We start from the raw sequence: 16,784 nt of genomic DNA, 5'->3' as shown, positions 1-16,784 counted from the left end.
CCTAGAGCCAGGCGGCGAACTCCAGGAGCAGTTCGCCGCGCTGACGGTCGCCCACCGCCCACTCCCGTACACCGGTGTCCACCGCGCGGTACAGCGACCACGCGCGCAGCCGGTCCCGGTCCACCTCCAGGGAGTCGGCCAGTTTCGCCACCCGGCGGCGGGCCGCGGCGGCGGCACCGGAGCCGGCCAGCAGGTCCTCGAAGCGGTCCAGCACCAGGCCCGCCAGGTCGTACGCCCGCTCCCCCACCACGGGCGAGGGGCCGACCGCCAGCCATGGCGCGCGCTCACCGGCCAGCACCTTGCCCTGCCGGAACGCGCCGTGCAGCAGAAACCCCTCATCGGACGACCCGGGCAGCGTGCGGCGCAGCTCCAGCGCCTCGTCCACCAGCGGCACGGCGGCACTGGTGAGCCGGCCGGCCCACCGCAGCGCCTCCACATCGTCCTCGGTACGCGCGGCCAGCGTCACGAAGGGGTGGCCGGTTTCCGGCGCCACCCACAGGCGGCGGACCGTTCCGGCCGCCTCCAGGAGCGCCTTGGCCTCGGGGAGGGAGCGCAGCGACACGGCGCTGCGCAGGCGTTCCAGCAGCAGGGCGCCGCTGTCGTGGTCGGCGCGCAGCAGCCGTACGGCACCCCAGCCGTCCCATATCTCCAGCGCCGCTGCCTCGTGGGCGGATGCCGTGCCCGGTACCGGGAACTTCAAGGCTGCGGGCGTGCCGTCCTTTTGGTGTACGAGTGCCAGCAGACTGCTGCGGCCACCGGGGGCGTCGACCCGTTCCAGCGTCAGATCCCAGGCCTCCAGCTGCCGCTGAACCAGCGTGGGGAGCGCGTCGAGCCACCGTCGTACGGGGCTTTCCGGATCGCCGCTCAGCGAACTCACCAACCGCTGCGGCGGTTCGATGGGTGCCGTTGCCATGCCTGAGCTGTCCCTTTCCTGGGGCGGTGACCGCGGGGGCCGGTCGTTCACAGCGCGTTGGGGGGCGCGCTCGCGGAGCTCGACGGCGCGCCGGCCGAGGCCCGCTCCACGAGACCAGGGAAGGCTACGCCGCTGCCGCGCCAGCGCACCGCCCGCACTGCCGCTTCGCGCAGCGCGGCCGCCGCGTCCATCCGGCGGGCCCCCTCGGCGGCCCGTACGAGATCCGCGTAGACGGCCGCCAGCCGGTCCTCCAGCTCCGCCGCCAGCCGGGCCGCGGCGGCCGCGTCCGGGACCGGGAAGGGCAGCTCGTAGGCGGCCGCCGCGGCCGGTGGCCGGCCGCCCAGGTCCCGTACGCCGCGGCGCAGCGCGTCCCGGCGCGCGCGGTGGGCGTCGTACGCCGCCTGGGCCTCGCTGCGCCGGGCGCGGGAGATGCGGCCGCCGACCACGCCGTAGCCGTAGACGGCCGCGTATTCGGCCGCCAGGGCCGCCTGTACCGCCGCCAGTTCCCGCTCGTCTGCGGTCTTCTCGCCGGCCTTGCCGCGGGTGGTTCCCGTCATGGTGCGCGCGCCCCTTCGCTGGTCGATGTCCGTCTCCGGCAGCCGTGTCGTCATGCCCCCGCCAGCAGATATGCGTGAGCCGCGCCCGCCGCGGCCACCGAGGCGAGCAGGCGGGCCAGTTCCGGTGGGGCGGTGGCTAGTGCCTTGGTGCGCCGGTCGGCCAGTTTGCGTTCCGCGCCGGCCAATTCCGCGCGGGCCGATTTCTCGTCCTTGGGCACCGGCGGGCCGGCGTGCCCGGCGGGGGCGGGGGAGCGGTCCGACACGCCGGTGCCGGTGTGCGGCGGTGCGTCCCGGGGCGGGGTGCTGCCGGGGTGGGGGGCGCGGTCGTCGCCGCCGAACGCCTTGGCGTGGCGGGCGACTTCGGTCCGGAGGGGGCGCAGGGCCGGTTCCAGTGGGGGGTGGGCGGCCAGGGTCGCGTCATAGCGGGCCAGCAGCGCGGCGCTGTCATCGGCGGCGCTGCGGCGCAGGCGGTCGGCTTCCGAGGAACGTTCGGCCCGTTCGGGGCCGGGATCCTCGGAACAGGCGGTGAGCAGGGCCGCGCCCCCGAGGGCGGCGCCGGCCAGCAGGGTCCTTCTGCGCGTGAGCGCTACGTTCGGCACGTTCCACTTCCCGGGGTCTTCCGTAGTGATCACCGCAGGCGAGAGTATCCGTGCCCGCCCACCGAATCGTCAGTACCCCGCCGGAACCGATAGGCTTTGACCCGACACGCGACCTACCCACAACAGCACACGCGGCCGAGGAGTCACCCGGATGAGCACCACCCAGAGCGAGAGGCTGCGCGGATTGCTTGAACCGCTCGTCGCCGCGCGAGACCTGGATCTGGAAGAGATCGAGGTGACCCCCGCAGGCAAGCGGCGCGTGCTGAGGATCGTGGTCGATTCCGACGACGGCGTCCAGTTGGACGACTGTGCGGCAGTGAGCCGCGAGGTTTCGCAGGCGCTGGATGCCTCCGATGTGATGGGCGGAGCCCCGTACACCCTCGAGGTGACCTCGCCCGGCGCCGACCGGCCGCTGACCGAGCTGCGGCACTACCGCCGCGCCACCGGCCGTCTGATCAAGGCCCAGCTGCACGAGGGCGGCGAGCTCATCGCGCGGATCATGTCCGTCGACGAGGCGGGGCTGGATCTCGAGGTTCCGGGTGTGAAGGGGCGGAAGCCCACCACGCGGCGGGTCGAGTTCGACGAGATCGCCAAGGCGCGGGTCGAGCTGGAATTCAGCCGCAAGAAGACCGACGAGATCGACGAGATCGACGAGACCGACGAAAACAACGAGAACAAGGAGGAGGCGTAGCCGTGGACATCGACATGAGCGCCCTGCGGGGTCTGGTGCGGGAGAAGGAGATCTCGTTCGACCTGCTGGTCGAGGCGATCGAGTCCGCCCTCCTCATCGCATACCACCGCACCGACGGCAGCCGCCGGCAGGCGCGGGTGGAGCTGGACCGCGCCACCGGACATGTCACGGTGTGGGCGAAGGAGGACCCCGCCGATCTCGAGGAGGGCGCCGAGCCCCGCGAGTTCGACGACACCCCGTCCGGGTTCGGGCGGATCGCGGCGACCACCGCCAAGCAGGTCATTCTGCAGCGGCTGCGGGACGCCGAGGAGGAGATCACCTTCGGCGAGTTCGCGGGACGCGAGGGCGATGTCATCACCGGCGTCGTCCAGCAGGGCAAGGACCCCAAGAACGTCCTGGTCGACATCGGCCGGATGGAGGCCATGCTGCCGGTGCAGGAGCAGGTCCCCGGTGAGGACTACGCGCACGGGACGCGGCTGCGGTCGTATGTCGTGCGGGTGGTCAAGGGAGTGCGCGGGCCGTCGGTGACGCTGTCGCGTACGCATCCCAATCTGGTGAAGAAGCTGTTCGCGATGGAGGTTCCCGAGATCGCGGACGGGTCGGTGGAGATCGCCGCCATTGCGCGGGAAGCCGGGCACCGGACCAAGATCGCGGTGCGGTCCACGCGGTCCGGCCTGAACGCCAAGGGCGCCTGCATCGGGCCCATGGGCGGACGGGTGCGCGCCGTCATGGCCGAGCTGCACGGCGAGAAGATCGACATCGTGGACTGGTCGGACGATCCGGCCGATCTGGTGGCGAACGCGCTGTCGCCGGCCCGGGTCAGCAAGGTCGAGGTCGTGGATCTGGCGGCCCGGTCCGCCCGGGTGACCGTTCCCGACTACCAGCTGTCGCTGGCCATCGGCAAGGAAGGGCAGAATGCCCGGCTTGCGGCCCGGCTGACCGGGTGGCGGATCGACATCCGGCCGGATACGGAGCAGCAGGCTCCGCAGGACTGAATCGAGCCGTTGGCGCCGCGGCTCCCTCGTAGGGGTGTCGCGGCAGCCGTCGGGATTATTGAGCAGGCGTTCGGGCATTACCCCATCGGGGTGAGGTCGGCGCGGGGAGGTAGACTTAAGCGGTGTCTGGCCGGACGCATGCCCGCGCATGCCCTGAGCGCACTTGTCTGGGGTGCCGGGAGCGAGCGGCCAAGGGCGATTTGCTGCGCATCGTGGCGATCGAGGGTGAGTGCACCCCTGATCGGCGCGGTACGCTGCCCGGCCGGGGTGCTTATGTGCACCCGACACTGGTCTGCCTCGATCTGGCGGTTCGCCGCCGGGCGTTTTCCCGGGCTTTTCGGGGCCCTGGGCCGTTCGACACGACGGAATTGCGTCGGACCGTCGAGCGGGAAGCGCCCTGAGCAGCCGTTATGGCAATAACGCACAGCGGTAAAAGCACAGCAAGAACGCACAGCGCACGGAAAAACCGTGCGGTCAGGTACCTCGCGAGTCGGAAGTAGGTCGAGATTGCGATGAGCACTCGATGAGTACGCGATGAGTACGCCCATGAAGTAGCGACGGTCCGGTAGACAACCCGGACCTAGAAGGAGCGAAGTGGCTAAGGTCCGGGTATACGAACTCGCCAAGGAGTTCGGCGTTGAGAGCAAGGTCGTCATGGCCAAGCTCCAAGAACTTGGTGAATTCGTCCGTTCGGCGTCCTCGACGATCGAGGCGCCGGTTGTTCGCAAGCTGACCGACGCTTTCCAGGCAGGCAGCGGCAACGGCCGCGCCGCCGGTAAGCCCGCGGCGCCGCGCAAGTCGGCCCCCGCGAAGCCGTCGGCGCCCTCTCCGGCGCAGGCGGCACGTCCTGCTGCGCCCAAGCCGGGCGCCCCCAAGCCGGGCCCCGCGGCTCCGGCCCCGGCCGCCCCCGAGGCGCCGGTGACCCCCGTAGCGCCCAAGAGCAGCACCCCCGCCGCCGGCCCCACCCCGGGTCCGCGGCCCACGCCGGCCCCCAAGGCGCCGGCGCCCAAGCCCGCTCCGGCCGCCCCCGCGCAGCCCGAGTTCCAGGCTCCGCCGTCCGCGCCGGCCGCTCCCGCAGCCGGCTCCTCGGCTCCCCGTCCCGGTGCCACTCCCGGCCCGCGTCCGGCCCGTCCGGCGCCCGCGCAGGGTGGTCAGGGCCGTGGCGGTGCCCCGCGTCCCGGTGGCGACCGCCAGGGCGGCCGTCCCGGCGGTGCCCGTCCGTCCGGACCCCGTCCGGGCAACAACCCCTTCACCTCCGGTGGCTCCACGGGCATGGCCCGTCCGCAGGCCCCCCGTCCCGGTGGCGCCCCGCGTCCCGGCGGCCAGGGTGGCCCCGGTGGCCCGCGCCCGCAGGGCGGCGGCCAGGGCGCTCCCCGTCCCCAGGGCCAGGGCGGCGCCCGTCCGACCCCCGGTGGCATGCCCCGTCCGCAGGGTGCCGCTCCTGGTGGCGCCCCGCGTCCCGGCGGCGGCGGTAACCGCCCGAACCCGGGCATGATGCCGCAGCGTCCCGCTGCCGGCCCGCGCCCGGGTCCCGGTGGCGGCGGCGGTCGCGGTCCCGCGGGCGCCGGTCGTCCCGGTGGCGGCGGTCGTCCCGGTGGCGGCGGCGGCTTCGCCGGTCGTCCCGGTGGCGGTGGCGGCGGCGGTCGTCCGGGTGGCGGCGGCGGCTTCGCCGGTCGTCCCGGTGGCGGCGGTCCCGGTGGTGGCGGCGGCTTCGGCGGTCGTCCCGGCTTCGCCGGCCGTCCGGGTGGTCCCGGTGGCCGTGGTGGCACGCAGGGTGCGTTCGGCCGTCCCGGCGGTCCCGCGCGTCGTGGCCGTAAGTCGAAGCGGCAGAGGCGTCAGGAGTACGAGGCCATGCAGGCCCCGTCGGTCGGCGGCATCATGCTGCCGCGCGGCAACGGCGCGACGGTTCGTCTGTCGCGCGGTGCCTCGCTGACGGACTTCGCGGAGAAGATCAACGCCAACCCGGCGTCGCTGGTCCAGGTCATGCTGAACCTGGGCGAGATGGTCACCGCGACCCAGTCCGTCTCCGACGAGACGCTGCAGCTGCTCGCCGACGAGATGAACTACGTCGTCGAGATCGTCAGCCCGGAGGAGGAGGACCGCGAGCTGCTCGAGTCCTTCGACATCGAGTTCGGCGAGAACGAAGGCGGCGAGGAGATGCTCGTCTCCCGTCCGCCGGTGGTGACCGTCATGGGTCACGTCGACCACGGTAAGACCCGGCTGCTCGACGCGATCCGCAAGACGAACGTCATCGCGGGCGAGGCCGGCGGCATCACTCAGCACATCGGTGCCTACCAGGTCGCGACCGAGGTCAACGACGAAGAGCGTCGGATCACCTTCATCGACACCCCGGGTCACGAGGCGTTCACCGCCATGCGTGCCCGTGGTGCCAAGTCGACCGACATCGCGATCCTCGTGGTGGCGGCCAACGACGGTGTCATGCCGCAGACGATCGAGGCGCTGAACCACGCCAAGGCGGCCGACGTGCCGATCGTGGTCGCGGTCAACAAGATCGACGTCGAGGGCGCCGACCCGACCAAGGTGCGCGGCCAGCTCACCGAGTTCGGTCTGGTGGCCGAGGAGTACGGCGGCGACACGATGTTCGTCGACATCTCCGCCCGTGAGGGTCTGAACATCGACCAGCTGCTCGAGGCCGTCGTCCTGACCGCCGACGCCTCGCTCGACCTGCGCGCCAACGCGGAGCAGGACGCGCAGGGCATCGCGATCGAGGCTCACCTCGACCGTGGCCGCGGCGCCGTGGCGACCGTCCTGGTCCAGCGCGGCACGCTGCGCGTCGGCGAGACGATGGTCGTCGGCGACGCCTACGGCCGCGTCCGGGCGATGCTCGACGACAAGGGCAACCACGTCGAGGAAGCGGGTCCCTCGACCCCCGTCCTGGTCCTGGGTCTGACCAACGTCCCGGGTGCCGGCGACAACTTCCTGGTCGTCGACGAGGACCGTACGGCCCGTCAGATCGCCGAGAAGCGCGCGGCGCGCGAGCGCAACGCAGCCTTCGCCAAGCGCACCCGCCGGGTGTCCCTCGAGGACCTCGACAAGGTGCTCAAGGCCGGCGAGGTCCAGCAGCTCAACCTCATCATCAAGGGTGACGCTTCTGGTTCCGTCGAGGCCCTGGAGTCCTCGCTGCTCCAGCTCGACGTCGGCGAAGAGGTCGACATCCGCGTCCTGCACCGCGGCGTCGGTGCGGTCACGGAGTCCGACATCAACCTGGCGTCCGGCTCCGACGCGATCGTCATCGGCTTCAACGTGCGCGCCGAAGGCCGTGCCACGCAGATGGCCGACCGCGAGGGCGTCGACGTCCGGTACTACTCGGTCATCTACCAGGCGATCGAGGAGATCGAGGCGGCCCTCAAGGGCATGCTCAAGCCGGAGTACGAGGAGGTCGAGCTCGGTACCGCGGAGATCCGCGAGATCTTCCGCTCGTCCAAGCTCGGCAACATCGCGGGTGTGCTCATCCGCTCCGGCGAGGTCAAGCGCAACACCAAGGCGCGCCTCATCCGCGACGGCAAGGTGGTCGCGGAGGACCTCAACATCCAGGGTCTGCGCCGCTTCAAGGACGACGTCACCGAGATCCGCGAAGGCTTCGAGGGCGGTATCAACCTCGGAAACTTCAACGACATCAAGATCGACGACGTCATCGCGACGTACGAGATGCGCGAGAAGCCGCGCGGCTGATCACGTGGATCGCTGTCTGCGCGTAGCCCGGCCACCAGAGATGGCGGCCGGGCGGCGGGCGGGCGCTGGGGCCGGTCGGCGGACGAAAATCCGTCGATCGGCCCCGGCCGTTCCGTGTACGGTTCCAGGGACTCGTACGGTTCCAAGGACTCGTACACCTAAGGCCCCACGGGTGGCTTGACCCGTCTTGCATGTACGTAGGGACACTGTCCTTTGACCTGCTTCTCGGCGACGTTCGGTCGCTGAAGGAGAAGCGCTCCGTCGTCCGTCCGATCGTCGCCGAGCTGCACCGCAAGTTCGCGGTGAGCGTCGCGGAGGTCGGGGACCAGGATCTGCACCGCAGGGCCCTGATCGGCCTGGCGGTGGTGTCCGGGGACGCCGGGCATCTCACCGATGTCATGGACCGCTGCGAGCGCCTCGTCGCCGCGCGGCCCGAAGTGGAGCTGCTGTCGGTACGCCGACGGCTGCACGGCGACGACGACTGACCCCGACCGGGCAGGTCGCCGCCGGTGGAAGCACAATTGTGGAAGACAAGAAGGAGACGGACCAGTGGCCGACAATGCGCGGGCGAAGAAGCTGGCGGACCTCATCCGGGAGGTGGTCGCCCAGAAGCTGCAGCGCGGTATCAAGGACCCGCGGCTCGGTACGCATGTGACCATCACGGACACCCGGGTCACCGGCGACCTGCGGGAGGCGACGGTCTTCTACACGGTCTACGGGGACGACGAGGAGCGCGCCAGCGCGGCCGCCGGCCTGGAGAGCGCCAAGGGCATCCTGCGCTCCGCGGTGGGCGCCGCGGCCGGCACGAAGTTCACGCCGACCCTGGCGTTCGTGCCGGACGCCCTGCCGGAGAACGCCAAGACCATCGAGGATCTCCTGGACAAGGCGCGGGCCTCCGACGCCCAGGTGCGCGAGGTGTCCTCGGGCGCCCAGTACGCCGGCGAGGCCGACCCGTACCGCAAGCCGGGCGAAGACGCTGACGAGGCGGACGACGAGGGCCGAGCCGCAGAATGAAGCGTGAGAGCAAGGGTGGTGGCGGGCGACCGGCGGGTCTTGTCATCGTCGACAAGCCGGCCGGTTTCACCTCGCACGACGTCGTGGCGAAGATGCGCGGTATGGCCCGCACCCGCCGGGTCGGGCACGCCGGCACGCTCGACCCGATGGCCACGGGCGTGCTCGTCCTCGGCATCGAGCGGGCCACGAAGCTTCTCGGTCACCTCGCGCTGACGGAGAAGGAGTACGTCGGCACGATCCGGCTCGGCCAGACGACCGTCACCGACGACGCCGAGGGCGAGATCACCGCGTCCAAGGCGGCGCACGGCATCGCCCGGGAGGACATCGACGCCGGGGTGGCCCAGCTGTCCGGCGCGATCATGCAGATCCCGTCGAAGGTCAGCGCCATCAAGATCGACGGCAAGCGGTCCTACTCGCGGGTCCGGGACGGCGAGGACGTGGAGATCCCGGCCCGGCCGGTGACCGTCTCCTCGTTCGTGGTGTATTCGGTCAGCGAGACGGAGGCGGAGGACGGCACCCCGGTGACCGATCTGCTGGTCTCCGTCGAGTGCTCCTCCGGTACGTACATCCGCGCGCTCGCCCGTGACCTGGGCGCCGGGCTCGGCGTCGGCGGCCATCTGACGGCGCTGCGCCGTACCCGGGTGGGCCCGTACAAGCTGGACCGGGCGCGCACGCTGGAGCAGCTGCAGACGGCGGTGGACGACACCGAGGGCCCGGGACTGCCGGTCATGCCGATCGGCGAGGCGGCGGACGCGGCGTTCACCCGCTGGGACGTCCCCGAGACGCAGGCGCGGCTGCTGATGAACGGCGCCCGGATCCCGATCCCGCGCTTCGAGGGCGGCGGTCCGGTGGCCGCGTTCGGGCCGGACGGCACGTTCCTGGCGCTGGTGGAGAACCAGGGCGGGAAGGCGAAGAGCCTGGCCGTGTTCGGCTGACGCCGACGGCACTCACCGGTGGCCGGTTCCGGCGCGTGGCATGCGCGCCGGGGCCGGCCATCGGCGTTCTCCCGACGCCCAGGGCTCCGGGCGGCCGCTCTTGGCGAGGCCGGGCCGTTCGGCCAGGGCGTCCGTCTCCCGGTGCGGCGGCCTGTGCGGCCCGCTCCGGCCTTCGGACGAGGTCCTCGGCGTCGTGCGCCGTCCCCCGTCGTCCCGGCTCGCCTGGGGCCTCCTGCCGGGGATCGGTGCGCGTCGGGAAGCTACGAAGAACCCGGTCGGCGCGGCCGGTTGGCCGTACGGCGCGATCCGGTGCCGGGCCAGGGAGCGGCGCTGGCCGCTGCGGTGTCCCGAGGGTGTGCGGCGACCGTCGCGATGCGTTGGGCGGGGGGGGAAGGTGGTGGAACGCGGGCCGCCCGGCCGGGCGAGCGTCGGCCCGCGCTCCACCATCCCCCTCGCCTTGTCTCTGTCCAGCGCGCCGCGGTGATTCACTCACTCGGCGCGGCGCGCGGAGTGAATCAAGGCGCGCACGGGGGCGCACGTTCGGCCGGCCGCCGGATCCGGCGCCGAAGCGCGGGCGCGGGACCCGCGGACGGGCAGGGAACCGTCCGTACGGGGCAGGACACCGCTCCCGCCGCCCCGGACCCCTCCGCCGGGGCGCCCGGCCCGTGCACGCGTCCATCCGGCCGGTACGCCCGCGTCCAAGGAGCCCCGTGCCCCTCCCGCGATCCCCATGAGCCCTGCACACCCACAACTCCCGTATCCGGCACGGGAGTTCCTGTCGCCGCCACCATGGCGGCGGCCGCCGCACAGGCCACCGCAGGGTGCACGACCCGCGGCCCGGGAGGCCGGGGCACCGCGGCCGGGGCTTCCGCCCGCGCTCGCCCCGTGCGACGCCGGCGAGGACGGCCGCCCCCCCCCCGCTCCACCAGGCCGCCCTCGCCCGGAAACCGGCCCCGAGGCCCAGCGGGGCACCCTTCGCGCGAACCGCTGCCCCCGGCATGGCAGTCTTAGACCTGTGTCATGGCGAAATGGCGCAGTGGACGGACAAGGGTACGGGCGAGGAGCGGGCACAGTGCAGCGCTGGCGTGGCTTGGAGGACATCCCCGAGGGCTGGGGACGCAGCGTCGTCACCATCGGCTCGTACGACGGTGTGCACCGCGGCCACCAATTGATCATCGGGAAGGCCGTTGCGCGCGCTCGTGAGCTGGGCGTGCCCGCGGTAGTCGTCACCTTCGACCCGCATCCGAGCGAGGTCGTACGGCCCGGCACCCACCCGCCGCTGCTCGCGCCGCACCACCGGCGTGCGGAGCTGATGGCCGAGCTGGGCGTGGACGCCGTACTGATCCTCCCCTTCACCAAGGAATTCTCGAAGCTGGCGCCGGCCGACTTCGTGGTCAAGGTCCTGGTCGACAAGCTGCACGCGCAGGTCGTCGTCGAGGGCCCCAATTTCCGCTTCGGGCACAAGGCGAGCGGCACGGTCGCCACCCTCACCGAACTCGGCGCCACCTACGACTACACCGTGGAGGTCATCGACCTCTTCGAGCGGGGCGTGGCGGGCGGCGGCGAGGCGTTCTCCTCCACGCTCACCCGGCGCCTGGTCGCCGCGGGCGATGTGGCGGGCGCGATGGAGGTCCTGGGGCGCCCGCACCGCGTCGAGGGCATCGTCGTACGCGGCGCCCAGCGCGGCCGCGAGATGGGCTTCCCGACGGCCAACGTGGAGACCCTGCCGCACACCGCCATCCCGGCCGACGGCGTCTACGCGGGCCTGCTGCACGTCGAGGGCGAGGCGATGCCGGCGGCGATCTCGGTCGGCACCAACCCGCAGTTCGACGGCAAGGTGCGCACGGTCGAGGCGTACGCCATCGACCGCGTCGGCCTGGACCTGTACGGCCTGCACGTCGCCGTGGACTTCCTCGCGTACATCCGCGGCCAGGAGAAGTTCGACACCCTCGACGCCCTGCTGGAGCGGATGGCGATCGATGTGAAGCAGGCGCGGGGGCTGATCGCCGCGTCGTCCTGACGAGGATCACGCGCCACAGGCAGTACGGGCAGGGGCCCCGCACCATGTGCGGGGCCCCTGCCCGTACTGCCTACGCCCCGCTCACTGCGGAGGCGGCTGCTGCGTCCACCCGCCGCCGTCCGGCAACGGCGCGTCCGGAGCGGGCTGTTGCTGCTGCCAGCCGGCCGGTGGCTGGGCGGCCTGCTGGGTCCAGCCACCCTGCTGCGGCGGGTAACCGGCGGGCGGCTGGGCGGGCTGGCCCTGCTGCTGCGGCTGGCCCTGCTGGGGCTGCTGCCCTTGCTGGGGCTGCCCCTGCTGGGGGTACTGCTGCTGGTACTGCTGCTGGGCGTAGGGATCGCCGCCCATCTGCTGCTGGGGGTACATCCCCTGCCCCTGCTGCAGCCGCGCGAAGTCCTCGGCCACCATGGCGGAGAGGTGGAAATACGCCTCGCGGGTCTTGGGCCGCATCATGTCGAGATCGACCTCGGCACCGGCCGCGAGATGCTCGTCGAAGGGGACGACGACCACACCGCGGCACCGGGTCTCGAAGTGCGACACGATGTCCTCGATCTTGATCATCTTGCCGGTCTCGCGCACACCGGAGATGACCGTGATACCGCGCTGCACCAGGTCGGCGTAGCCGTGCGCGGACAGCCAGTCCAGCGTCGTGCTGGCGCTGGACGCACCGTCCACGGACGGGGTGGAGATGATGATCAACTGGTCGGCGAGGTCGAGGACCCCGCGCATCGCGCTGTAGAGCAGACCCGTACCGGAGTCCGTGAGGATGATCGGGTACTGCCTGCCCAGGACGTCGATCGCCCGCCGGTAGTCCTGGTCGTTGAAGGTCGTCGAGACGGCCGGGTCGACGTCGTTGGCGAGGATCTCCAGACCCGAGGGGGACTGCGAGGTGAACCGGCGGATGTCCATGTAGCTGTGCAGGTTCGGGATCTCGCGCACCAGGTCGCGGATGGTCGCACCGGTCTCGCGGCGCACCCGTCGGCCGAGCGTGCCGGCGTCCGGGTTGGCGTCGATCGCCAGGATCTTGTCCTGCCGCTCGGACGCGAGGGTGGAGCCCAGCGCCGTGGTGGTCGTCGTCTTGCCGACGCCGCCCTTGAGGCTGATCACCGCGATCCGGTAGCAGGACATCACCGGCGTACGGATCAGTGCCAGCTTCTGCTGGCGCTCCGCCTCTTCCTTCTTCGCGCCCAGCTTGAACTTCGACGGCTGGGCGTTGGCACCCGGCTTGCGCTTCTTGGGCTGGTTGCGCAGCAGCCGGTCGGAGGACAGCTCGACGGCGGCGCTGTAGCCCAGCGGCGCGCCGGGAGCGGCCCGCTGCTGCGGCTGCTGCTGGCCCGGCTGCGAGTACTGCGCGTAGTTCACCGCGGCGTTCGGGTCGGCGCCCTGCTGGCCGGGGAACGACTGGGCCTGCTGGGCCTGTTGCTGGGCCTGCTGGGCCTGTTGCGCTTGCTGGGCCTGCATCTGTGCTTGCTGTGCCTGCTGGGCCTGAAGCTGGGCCTGCTGTTGGTCGTAACCGGGCGCCGCCTGCGGCTGCTGCTGGCCCTGCTGCGGGTAGCCCTGGGCGCCCTGCTGCGGGTAGCCATAAGCGCCCTGCTGCGCGGCCGCGTTGGGGTGCTGCTGCTGAGGCTGCTGCGGCGCCTGCTGCTGGGCCTGCTGGGGGTAGCCGTACGCGGGCTGCGGATAGCCGTAGGCGGGCTGACCCTGCTGCTGTTGGTAAGCCTGCTGCTGGGGCTGCGGCTGCTGTGGGGCCTGCTGCTGGTACCCGGCCTGGGGCTGCTGCGGCGCCTGCTGCGGCTGCTGCTGGGCGGGTGCCTGCTGCTGGGGCTGCGGCTGCTGCTGGGCCTGTGGGGCCTGCTGCTGCGGTGCCTGCTGCTGGGCCTGCGCCATGCGCGGGTCCGCCGGCGGGAACTCCGGCGGCAGCGGCGGCAGCCCGCCCTGCTGCTGACCGTCCGGGGCGGCACCCCAGGGTGCGCCCTGCTGCGGTACGCCCTGCTGGGGAGCACTCTGCGGCGCCACACCCTGCTGCGGAACCGCCTGCTGCGCGACGTCCTGCGGAGGCTGCGCCTGCGCCGGCACGCCCTGCTGCGGCTGAACCTGTGCGGCCTGCGGTGTCTGTGCGGGCGCTGCGTCCTGGCCCTCGGCCGGAGCGGGCTGCTCGGCCGTCTGCGACGCGGGAGCGGCCTCCGGCTGCGCGGCCGGCGCCTCGGACCCGGCCGCCGGGGCGGCCTCCTCGGCCGGCTCGTCGTCGTCCTCGTCGTCGTCCCAGAGCGAGGCCGAGGGATCGACACCGCCCGAACGGATCTTGCCGTCGCCGGAATCTCCGGACGGCGCCGCGGCCGTTGCCTCCGGCGCCTCCGCGGGCGCCTGCTGCCCGGGCGGGGGAGTCTGCGCGGCCGGTGCGTCGCCGCCGGTCTCGTTGGGGCGCAGCATCGGGAACCCGGGCGGCGCGGCCTCCGCGGGCGGGGTCATCGGCGCCGGCGCACCCGGGGCGCCCTGCGCGGGCCCCTGCAGCGGCTGCCCGGTGGGCGGCGGGCCCCCGTTGGGCGGAGTGACGGGTGCGGGCGCAGGCGTGGCAGCAGGAGGCTGCGCGGGGGCGCCTCCGCTGGTGTCGTTGCTCGCGTACCAGGCCGGGGCGGTGAAATCGATCTTGAATTCGCCGGTCAGATCGAACTCGGACTGGTCATCGTCAGGATCGTTCCCGTCCGGACGGAAAGCCTCCTGGTCCCTCACTGTGCCTCCTGGTCTACTGCTGCAACGCACCTGAACGGCAGGACCGGATACAGGCGGATCGATCGGATGTAACGGACGTCGGAACGCACCACGCGGGGCTGCGCCAACACTGCTTGTCTCCATCCCCCTATCGACTGCCGTCGTGCACTGCCGTCCTGATGTGTTTCTGCGCTCTCCACACAGCCTAATCAAGAGTCGGCCCATACCGGCAGTCGATGTCATGTCGTCTTCCAGCCCCGTCGGCACGCCTACGGGCGCATCCGCGGATGCGCCCGTAGCCCGTGCCCTTGGCCGGCGGTAACCTGCGCCGCGCGCACAACCGGCCCGCAGCTGCGGTCAGTCCATACGGCGCGGCCCGCCGAGCAGGTTGGTCTCCGCCTCCGTCGGCTGGGTCATGACGAACTGATGCCCATCGCGCGAACACCACAGCATGGCGTTGTCGCTGAGCGTCGGCAGTACCGCACCGACCTGCTCGGGAAGCCGCATGATTCGCGTCACAACTTCCGCCTCTTCGGGTGACAGCCGCTGCAAACCGACCAGATCGACCCGGGCGAGCATCTGCGGCGCCCGCGGCCCGAGGAACGGCAGCACCGTCAGCACCGACTGCCAGGGGCTGGGTGCCAGCTGGTTGCGCGGCGGACGCGCACCCATGTCACGGACCACCAGCACGGGGCTGGAAACCGACGGTCCCTGGGGCGCGATCTGACGCACCTCATGGATCGACACACACTGCTGCCCGCCGCCCGCGGCCTGCGCCATCTGGCCCCAGGCCTGCGGCCGCGCCGTCTCCACCGCGACCCGGGCCCCGGTGGCGACCGTACGAAGCGCCAGCACCTGCGTCATCCACATGCTGCCGACCAGCGCGATGTCCAGTGGCGCGGGCCGCAGCAGGCTGAGCACGGCGGGCTGGTTCTGCGGGTCGATGCCGATGATCACGCCGTCGTCGCCGACCGGAAGGGTCAGCGAACCGAGCGACTCGGCCGTCAGGACGTGCGGATTGCGGCGCGGACCGCGCAGCCCGAACCCCGGCCTCGGCTTCGGTCCGGTCGGGCCCGAGTCTTCCTCTTCCGGCCGGGGCTGGTGGTTGAGCCGGCGGCCGCTGTCGGCGCCGATCGGGGGGTTGCGCCAGCCGTTGCCCTGGACATTGACGCGGGGCTGATAGGTGGGAGTGGCCATCAGCGGGTACCTCCGAGGGGAAGCGTGGCCAGCAGGCCGGGCAGCTGCTCGCGGTCGAGGCGTACGAGGCCGACCTTCACGGAACCGGAACGGCGCTCCAACTCGTTCTGCGCAGAGGAGAGTTCGTTTTCGCTACGGGTCGACAGCCGGATGTACCCCGTGATGGCCGGGAGGCGGCCGCCGCCGTGTGTGGCGGTCAGCGAGAAGGTGCTCGCCATCGCCCGAGTGCTGGTCAGAAGCTGCGTGATGGCCGCCAACGGCGCACCGCCCTGGCCCAGTTGGGGCCAGCGGCCGATCCAGTAGGTGGAGTGCCAGCGGTCGTCGCAGCGCATCGCCCGCGTCGTCTCCTGGGTACGCCGGGCGGCCCGCCCGTCCCGTCCCATCGCACCGCTGGCGGCCCGCGGGCTGACGCACACCGCGGTGCCGACCGCGGCCACGACCTCGCGCTCGTTGAGCACCTTGGCGCGTACGCCGTGTGCGGTGAGCCGGCTGACGAGCTGGTCGGCGGCGCGCAGCAGTGAGCGCTGGGTGCCCTCCAGCCCACCGCCGCGGGCCTCGATGGCCTCGGAGGAAAGCTCCGGGTCGAGCTTGAGCGCAATCCACGTCAGCTGCAGGGCGGGAGTCTGGGCCTGCGCCTGCAGCGGCGCGTACGAACGGGCCGCGACAGCCTGTTCGGGCAGATGCGGCGCAGGCGCCGGCTGGGTGTATTGCACGAACTGCACCGACTCCAGGTGGATGTCCTCCACGTCGAGAGCGGTGTGCAGCACCTCGAGCGGCATCATGTGGCTGCCGCGCTGCGGCCGCAGCGGCTCGTCGCGGGCATCCACCTGAACGATCGCCGTCAGGAACGTTCCGTCCCCGACGAAGCCGATGGCGCGCTGGTCCGAGTCCGTCGTGTACTCGTAGGTCCGCAGCGCCGGTTCGCACTCCACGACCGGAGCGAACGCCGGGTCGACGCCCTGCGTGGCGGCGAGCGCGGAATTGCCGTTCTTGCCGCGGCGCTTCATCGCACGCACGGTCGTGATCCACTCCGGCAGTGGAATCTTACGCCGCCGGCCGAGCGCGAAGATGACCAGTACGGCCGCCAGCACGATCGCCGTGATCAGTGCGACCGGGTGGTCGATCGACAGACCCACCAATACCAGCGCGGCGGCGATTTCCACGATGGCCAGCTGCTGTACCCGAACACCGCCGATATTCCCGGCCTGTTGACGCAAACGCGGCGACACCGGGCCGGACGGACGGGGCGCCGGACCCCGGCCGCGATTTCCTCTATTGCCCCGCGCTGTGCCGTTTTGGCCAGCATTTCCCGCGTATTGCGGTGCAGCGGAAGGCTGTTGCTGCTGTTGCCGCCCGTTGCGGCGTCGAGCCCTGGTGGCGCTGGACATCCCCCGGCCTGCTCCTCTACTGGTGGTGTGGCCTCTAGGCGTATCGCCGCCGCTGAGACTGGTGCGTTGGAAGGTG

14 protein-coding genes are annotated in these 16,784 nt (G+C 72.1%); 8 read left to right on the top strand and 6 right to left on the bottom strand.

All coding sequences use genetic code 11. The features are described from left to right. Nucleotide 1: 1 nt before the first annotated feature. From ACIRPT_RS29445 to ACIRPT_RS29435, 3 genes are read right to left on the bottom strand one after another with little or no spacing between them, the layout of a single operon-like run. Nucleotides 2–913 (bottom strand): aminoglycoside phosphotransferase family protein, encoded by a 912-nt coding sequence (locus tag ACIRPT_RS29445; RefSeq protein WP_403832507.1) that lies wholly within the window; start codon nt 911–913, stop codon nt 2–4. 47 nt (nt 914–960) lie between these two features. Beyond that, a complete protein-coding gene (locus ACIRPT_RS29440; protein WP_403832762.1) occupies nt 961–1,470 on the bottom strand; it encodes a ferritin-like domain-containing protein in 510 nt (169 codons plus the stop codon). Between the two features lie 50 nt (nt 1,471–1,520). Then, complete coding sequence (locus ACIRPT_RS29435; RefSeq protein ID WP_403832505.1) at nt 1,521–2,102, bottom strand: hypothetical protein; 582 nt, start codon at nt 2,100–2,102, stop codon at nt 1,521–1,523. Nucleotides 2,103–2,220: 118 nt separating this feature from the next. Between ACIRPT_RS29435 and rimP the strand changes: the two genes are divergently transcribed. From rimP to ACIRPT_RS29395, 8 genes are all read left to right on the top strand, one after another. Continuing rightward, nucleotides 2,221–2,760, top strand: coding sequence for a ribosome maturation factor RimP (gene rimP / locus ACIRPT_RS29430; protein ID WP_403832502.1), 540 nt, complete (start codon nt 2,221–2,223; stop codon nt 2,758–2,760). Between the two features lie 2 nt (nt 2,761–2,762). Next, a complete protein-coding gene (nusA, locus tag ACIRPT_RS29425) occupies nt 2,763–3,755 on the top strand; it encodes a transcription termination factor NusA (protein WP_400070073.1) in 993 nt (330 codons plus the stop codon). Between the two features lie 122 nt (nt 3,756–3,877). Next, on the top strand, nt 3,878–4,156 hold the full coding sequence (locus ACIRPT_RS29420; RefSeq protein WP_403512906.1) for a YlxR family protein: 279 nt from the start codon (nt 3,878–3,880) through the stop codon (nt 4,154–4,156). Nucleotides 4,157–4,349: 193 nt separating this feature from the next. Beyond that, a complete protein-coding gene (infB, locus tag ACIRPT_RS29415; protein WP_403832498.1) occupies nt 4,350–7,448 on the top strand; it encodes a translation initiation factor IF-2 in 3,099 nt (1,032 codons plus the stop codon). A 191-nt stretch (nt 7,449–7,639) separates the two neighbouring features. After that, a complete protein-coding gene (locus tag ACIRPT_RS29410) occupies nt 7,640–7,933 on the top strand; it encodes a DUF503 domain-containing protein (RefSeq protein ID WP_400070076.1) in 294 nt (97 codons plus the stop codon). Between the two features lie 64 nt (nt 7,934–7,997). Continuing rightward, nucleotides 7,998–8,462 (top strand): 30S ribosome-binding factor RbfA, encoded by a 465-nt coding sequence (gene rbfA / locus ACIRPT_RS29405; RefSeq protein ID WP_403832496.1) that lies wholly within the window; start codon nt 7,998–8,000, stop codon nt 8,460–8,462. Next, on the top strand, nt 8,459–9,397 hold the full coding sequence (truB, locus tag ACIRPT_RS29400; protein ID WP_403832494.1) for a tRNA pseudouridine(55) synthase TruB: 939 nt from the start codon (nt 8,459–8,461) through the stop codon (nt 9,395–9,397). The genes rbfA and truB overlap by 4 nt, the downstream gene beginning before the upstream one ends. 1,072 nt (nt 9,398–10,469) lie before the next feature. Beyond that, entirely contained in the window at nt 10,470–11,417 is a 948-nt protein-coding gene (locus ACIRPT_RS29395) for a bifunctional riboflavin kinase/FAD synthetase (RefSeq protein ID WP_403832491.1), read from the top strand. 81 nt (nt 11,418–11,498) lie between these two features. Here the strand turns inward: ACIRPT_RS29395 and ACIRPT_RS29390 are convergent, their stop codons facing one another. The 3 genes from ACIRPT_RS29390 to eccE all read right to left on the bottom strand — a co-directional run bounded on the left by ACIRPT_RS29390 (nt 11,499) and on the right by eccE (nt 16,549). Beyond that, on the bottom strand, nt 11,499–14,144 hold the full coding sequence (locus ACIRPT_RS29390; protein ID WP_403832489.1) for an SCO5717 family growth-regulating ATPase: 2,646 nt from the start codon (nt 14,142–14,144) through the stop codon (nt 11,499–11,501). Between the two features lie 336 nt (nt 14,145–14,480). Continuing rightward, the gene (locus ACIRPT_RS29385; RefSeq protein WP_403832487.1) at nt 14,481–15,320 is read right to left on the bottom strand and encodes a hypothetical protein; all 840 of its coding nucleotides are present in this window, start codon (nt 15,318–15,320) and stop codon (nt 14,481–14,483) included. Next, the gene (eccE, locus tag ACIRPT_RS29380) at nt 15,320–16,549 is read right to left on the bottom strand and encodes a type VII secretion protein EccE (RefSeq protein ID WP_403832485.1); all 1,230 of its coding nucleotides are present in this window, start codon (nt 16,547–16,549) and stop codon (nt 15,320–15,322) included. The genes ACIRPT_RS29385 and eccE overlap by 1 nt, the downstream gene beginning before the upstream one ends. Nucleotides 16,550–16,784 lie beyond the last annotated feature (235 nt).

Source organism: Streptomyces sp. NPDC101227 (genome assembly GCF_044767545.1).
Taxonomy (GTDB): Bacteria; Actinomycetota; Actinomycetes; order Streptomycetales; family Streptomycetaceae; genus Streptomyces.
This window is presented reverse-complemented; position numbering and strand designations above follow the sequence as displayed.

Excerpts from the sequence above, each read along its gene's own strand:
- ACIRPT_RS29445 (WP_403832507.1), bottom strand. The coding sequence starts at position 913 with ATGGCAACGGCACCCATCGAACCGCCGCAGCGGTTGGTGAGTTCGCTG.
- ACIRPT_RS29440 (WP_403832762.1), bottom strand. The coding sequence starts at position 1,470 with ATGACGGGAACCACCCGCGGCAAGGCCGGCGAGAAGACCGCAGACGAG.
- rimP (WP_403832502.1), top strand. The coding sequence starts at position 2,221 with ATGAGCACCACCCAGAGCGAGAGGCTGCGCGGATTGCTTGAACCGCTC.
- ACIRPT_RS29410 (WP_400070076.1), top strand. The coding sequence starts at position 7,640 with ATGTACGTAGGGACACTGTCCTTTGACCTGCTTCTCGGCGACGTTCGG.
- truB (WP_403832494.1), top strand. The coding sequence starts at position 8,459 with ATGAAGCGTGAGAGCAAGGGTGGTGGCGGGCGACCGGCGGGTCTTGTC.
- ACIRPT_RS29385 (WP_403832487.1), bottom strand. The coding sequence starts at position 15,320 with ATGGCCACTCCCACCTATCAGCCCCGCGTCAATGTCCAGGGCAACGGC.